This window comes from Staphylococcus caledonicus (assembly GCF_016238465.1).
GTDB lineage: Bacteria > Bacillota > Bacilli > Staphylococcales > Staphylococcaceae > Staphylococcus > Staphylococcus caledonicus.
Genome location: NZ_JABTXV010000016.1, coordinates 1 through 591, shown reverse-complemented (window position 1 = coordinate 591; position 591 = coordinate 1). Strand labels below are relative to the sequence as shown.

General features: G+C 46.0%; 5 tRNA genes. All 5 read left to right on the top strand.

Annotated features, from left to right (window positions below):
• Positions 1-75: transfer RNA gene (locus HS848_RS12525), tRNA-Gly, on the top strand.
• Between the two features lie 7 nt (positions 76-82).
• A tRNA-Leu gene (locus HS848_RS12520) sits at positions 83-171 on the top strand.
• Positions 172-182: 11 nt separating this feature from the next.
• Positions 183-259 (top strand) — tRNA-Arg (locus HS848_RS12515).
• A 25-nt stretch (positions 260-284) separates the two neighbouring features.
• A tRNA-Pro gene (locus tag HS848_RS12510) sits at positions 285-358 on the top strand.
• 16 nt (positions 359-374) lie between these two features.
• Positions 375-450: transfer RNA gene (locus tag HS848_RS12505), tRNA-Ala, on the top strand.
• Positions 451-591 lie beyond the last annotated feature (141 nt).

Genomic DNA, 591 nt, shown 5'->3' with positions numbered 1-591 from the left:
GCGGAAGTAGTTCAGTGGTAGAACACCACCTTGCCAAGGTGGGGGTCGCGGGTTCGAATCCCGTCTTCCGCTCCATTATTTTGCCGGGGTGGCGGAACTGGCAGACGCACAGGACTTAAAATCCTGCGGTGAGAGATCACCGTACCGGTTCGATTCCGGTCCTCGGCACCATTTTAAATATAGCGCCCGTAGCTCAATTGGATAGAGCGTTTGACTACGGATCAAGAGGTTATGGGTTCGACTCCTATCGGGCGCGCCATTTAAAATTATTTAATAACTACATACGGGAAGTAGCTCAGCTTGGTAGAGCACTTGGTTTGGGACCAAGGGGTCGCAGGTTCGAATCCTGTCTTCCCGACTTCTTAAAATATTATGGGGGCTTAGCTCAGCTGGGAGAGCGCCTGCTTTGCACGCAGGAGGTCAGCGGTTCGATCCCGCTAGTCTCCACCATATAAAGATTTTAGAATGAACATTGAAAACTGAATGACAATATGTCAACGTTAATTCCAATAAGTAACTTAAATGTTACAAACATTATTTAGTATTATGAGCTAATCAAACATCATAAATTTTTATGGAGAGTTTGATCCT